Genomic DNA, 3,325 nt, shown 5'->3' with positions numbered 1-3,325 from the left:
AACCATTCAATACATGACCGATTTTCCGCCCTATTCACGTTGCTCATTAACCCAATGAAGTAAAGCGTCCAATAGCGAATCAAGCTCAATCACGCGGACAATCCTGGCAATCGTGTGCTGACGCGGGATCCCACAGGAAAAATCGCGGTATTTTCTCAGCCACTTAATTTTGGCACATCAAGCCGATATTATCGCAGCATTGCGTAAGTGTGGTACAACCTTAGCGGCTATTTCTCGTGAAGCGGGACTCAGTTCATCTACACTGGCAAATACGCTTAGCCGTCCGTGGCCTAAAGGCGAATGGATTATTGCTAACTATCTCGAAATACATCCCTCTGAAATTTGGCCTAGTCTATATTACGATCAGCGTGGTCAACTTATTGAACAGACTGTGTAAAAATCCTTGATCACCTTTTGGTCTAAGTACAATGTACTTATAGCAGAATCAATATAACCTGACATATTCAATATGCTCCGTAAACAATTCATCAACTGAACATCTTTTTTGCCTCCTTATCGCTTTTGCTCCGCCCCATTTGTGTTCTATCGGGTTCAAATCCGGACTATAAGCGGGAAGCCATTCCCGTTGACATCGGCTGTCTGCTATAGCTTGTGTCGTGTCATTGCGTTTATGGAAAGGCGCATTATCCATCACTATCACGGCTCCGTGTGGAAGCTTTGGCAGCCAATCTTGCGTCATCCACGCATAAAAAACATCGGCATTAATATTCTCGGTAAATAAGCTTAAGGTGACGAAGGTATTTTCGAGAATGGCGCCAATGACGTTGATACGGCCTTTTGCGTGCCAGTCATGCGTACCAAAACAGCGTAACCCTTTTTTCGAATAGCCATGTTGACGTGGCATCGATTGAGCAAAACCACTTTCATCCAAATAAACAATAGGTCTGCCAGTCCGTTCATAATCACTGATGCGCTCGATAAATGCCTGACGAGCTTGAGGATCAACGCGAGGGTGTTGGAGCGTTTTTTTTCTGGGTGATCCGAAGCCGTTTCAAGGCGTAATGAATAGCCGATTGTGAGACACCTAAACGTTTTGCTCTTTCCCATTGATAGTCATCAGGAAAATTTTGGACATCCGCAATGAGTACCTCATCAGGGATTTTCGTGGCGGGTTTATCGCGGGTCATGCAAGGTTCTATTTTATTGCACCACCGAAACAAGGTACGCATGGAAACCTCAAAATGCGCACTCGTTTGTTCGAAAGTCAACGAATGCTTGTCTTTATATGCCAGTACTCGCTTTCGAAAATCTAAGCTATAGCCCATCTCATTTTATGCCTTGTGATCTTAGAGTTAGATATTATGTCATATTAATATGATTTAGCTATATAGCGTCCCGTGGCACTGAGTCCGCCAATAATCAATTGATCCTGTGTCTGCTTCTCGCCATTGCCTTTCTGGTTGGCGGCATCGGCGACGCGGATCACAATCACTTTCGGGCTGCACTGGTCAGCAATCGCCTTAAGCGTGGTGTATAACGTGCCGGTTTTACCGGCTTTGCCGATAACACTGTTGATACGGGTGACTAAGACCGGCATATCCAGCGGGAATGTTTCGGCGTCGGCATCATCCGCCGTACAAATGACCGCAATCACGGCGGTATTAATATCGCCGTGATTGCGTGCTGAGTTCGGTAGTTTCTCTGACCGATACGCCATGATGGAATGACATGACCTTGTTGCCTCATCAGTTTTTCGATAACGCTATGTTGCGGTCTTTCGGGCTGAGAATCACGTAACGCCGCCTGTGGCAAGGCCGCGACAGACCGCAGGCATTGTCTGCGCGCCCGCGCGGGGCAATCATGGGATAACTTCGCAACGGATGAGATCCCCATGACCCCGACTGATATTCTGACCAGCACTGATTACGTCAAACAACCCGCGTTTGATTTGCGCATCGGCGGCAAACAAATCACGACACTCAATCACCGCCTGATGTCCCTGTCACTGACGGATAATCGCGGTTTTGAGGCCGATACACTGGAACTGTCCCTGGATGATGCCGACGGCAAAATTGAATTGCCGCCCCGTGGGGCAGAAATCGCCGTGCGGATCGGCTGGCAGGGAGAACCCCTGGTTGAAAAAGGGCTGTTTGTAGTGGATGAAATCAGCCACAGTGGGCCACCAGACCGGCTGGAGATCACCGCCCGCAGTGCCGACTTTCGGGAAGAATTTAATGTTAAGCGCGAATACAGTTGGCATGATGTCACGGTTGCCGATGTGGTGAGTACCATCGCCGGGCGTTATCAATTGCAGCCGGCAGTCAGCCGTCCGTTAATGGGGATTGAGATTGACCATGCTGACCAGACTAATGAAAGCGATATCAGTTTCCTGAGCCGCATGGCGGAGATGCTCGGTGCGATTGCCACCGTTAAAAACGGCCGGTTGCTGTTTATCCTGCCGGGGCGTGGCCTGTCACAGAGCGGAAAACCGTTACCCATGATCACCCTGACCCGTGACAGTGGCGACCGTCACAGCTTCCGGGTGGCTGACCGTGCCGCCTATACCGGCGTCAAAGCCTGCTGGCTGGATCTGAACTTCGGCAAACAGCCAGCTACCACAATGAAACGCCAGCGTAAAACCACGAAATCCCAAAAAGCCCAATCCAGTCAGCGTGAAGGGGAATATCTGGAAGGGGCGGACGGGAACGTCTACGTGATGCGCCAGACCTTTAAGACGGAGCAGGCGGCACGCCGGGCAGCGGCGGCGAAATGGTCAAGGCTGCAACGGGGCGCGGCGGAGTTCAGTATCACGCTGGCACGGGGCAGGGCGGAACTTTACCCTGATCTGACCGCATCCGTGGTGGGATTTAAAGCCGCCATCGACAGTCATCAATGGATACTTTCGCGGGTCATTCACACGATAGGGGATAATGGCTTTGTCACGCAACTGGAACTGGAATTAAAAATTAACGAGACGACGATGGCTGAAAGTGAACAATAAGCCGAAACAATGCGTTATAATCGCGGCAGGCACACCCCCAATGATGGAGGGTTTTTTCATGGCGTTTACCTGTCCCCAATGCGGCGCTGTGGCAAAGACGCGAACCAGCGAAATGATGAGTGAAGAAACACGGCGCAGTTATCACCAATGCCAGAATATTCTGTGTGGCTGCACCTTTACCACGATCACCAGCATTGAGCGGTATTTGACACTTCCGACACCCCAGCCATTACCGACTGATTTTACCGTTCCGAAACTGGCGTTTCCGGCCAGCCATTACGGCGATGAGCAGATTGGATTTGGATTTTGATTGAAAAAAGCCCCATATAAAACCGTAATACTGCTCGCTTAAGCACGAGCGGT

Annotated in this window: 5 protein-coding genes and 2 pseudogenes; 3 read left to right on the top strand and 4 right to left on the bottom strand. The window is 50.0% G+C overall.

Annotation, left to right across the window (positions count from 1 at the left end; translation table 11 throughout):
- Positions 1-33: 33 nt before the first annotated feature.
- Positions 34-174: pseudogene (locus ABLA85_RS16360) on the bottom strand (ISAs1 family transposase); the annotation flags it as partial.
- Between ABLA85_RS16360 and ABLA85_RS16355 the strand changes: the two are divergent.
- On the top strand, positions 170-397 hold the full coding sequence (locus tag ABLA85_RS16355) for a helix-turn-helix domain-containing protein (protein WP_367965429.1): 228 nt from the start codon (positions 170-172) through the stop codon (positions 395-397). The pseudogene ABLA85_RS16360 and the gene ABLA85_RS16355 overlap by 5 nt on opposite strands.
- Positions 398-445: 48 nt before the next feature.
- Here the strand turns inward: ABLA85_RS16355 and ABLA85_RS16350 are convergent, their stop codons facing one another.
- From ABLA85_RS16350 to ABLA85_RS16340, 3 genes and pseudogenes are all read right to left on the bottom strand, one after another.
- Positions 446-940, bottom strand: a complete 495-nt coding sequence (locus tag ABLA85_RS16350; protein WP_367965430.1) for a transposase — start codon at positions 938-940, stop codon at positions 446-448.
- 22 nt (positions 941-962) lie between these two features.
- Positions 963-1,286 carry an IS630 transposase-related protein gene (locus tag ABLA85_RS16345; RefSeq protein ID WP_367965428.1) on the bottom strand — a complete coding sequence of 108 codons (324 nt, stop codon included), beginning with the start codon at positions 1,284-1,286 and terminating at the stop codon, positions 963-965.
- A gap of 77 nt (positions 1,287-1,363) precedes the next feature.
- Positions 1,364-1,691: pseudogene (locus tag ABLA85_RS16340) on the bottom strand (phage tail protein); the annotation flags it as partial.
- Positions 1,692-1,852: 161 nt separating this feature from the next.
- On the opposite strand from ABLA85_RS16340, the gene ABLA85_RS16335 reads away from it, so the two are divergent.
- On the top strand, positions 1,853-2,962 hold the full coding sequence (locus tag ABLA85_RS16335; RefSeq protein ID WP_367965427.1) for a phage late control D family protein: 1,110 nt from the start codon (positions 1,853-1,855) through the stop codon (positions 2,960-2,962).
- Positions 2,963-3,020: 58 nt separating this feature from the next.
- The gene (locus ABLA85_RS16330; RefSeq protein ID WP_228863771.1) at positions 3,021-3,272 is read left to right on the top strand and encodes an ogr/Delta-like zinc finger family protein; all 252 of its coding nucleotides are present in this window, start codon (positions 3,021-3,023) and stop codon (positions 3,270-3,272) included.
- Positions 3,273-3,325: the final 53 nt, after the last annotated feature.

The organism is Xenorhabdus sp. SGI246 (assembly GCF_040838225.1).
GTDB classification, from domain to species: domain Bacteria; phylum Pseudomonadota; class Gammaproteobacteria; order Enterobacterales; family Enterobacteriaceae; genus Xenorhabdus; species Xenorhabdus indica.
Note: the sequence above shows the minus strand (reverse complement) of the source record. Positions and strands in the feature narration are given on the sequence as shown.

Coding starts and splice junctions, on each gene's coding strand:
- ABLA85_RS16330 (WP_228863771.1), top strand. CDS start 3,021: ATGGCGTTTACCTGTCCCCAATGCGGCGCTGTGGCAAAGACGCGAACC.
- ABLA85_RS16345 (WP_367965428.1), bottom strand. CDS start 1,286: ATGGGCTATAGCTTAGATTTTCGAAAGCGAGTACTGGCATATAAAGAC.
- ABLA85_RS16335 (WP_367965427.1), top strand. CDS start 1,853: ATGACCCCGACTGATATTCTGACCAGCACTGATTACGTCAAACAACCC.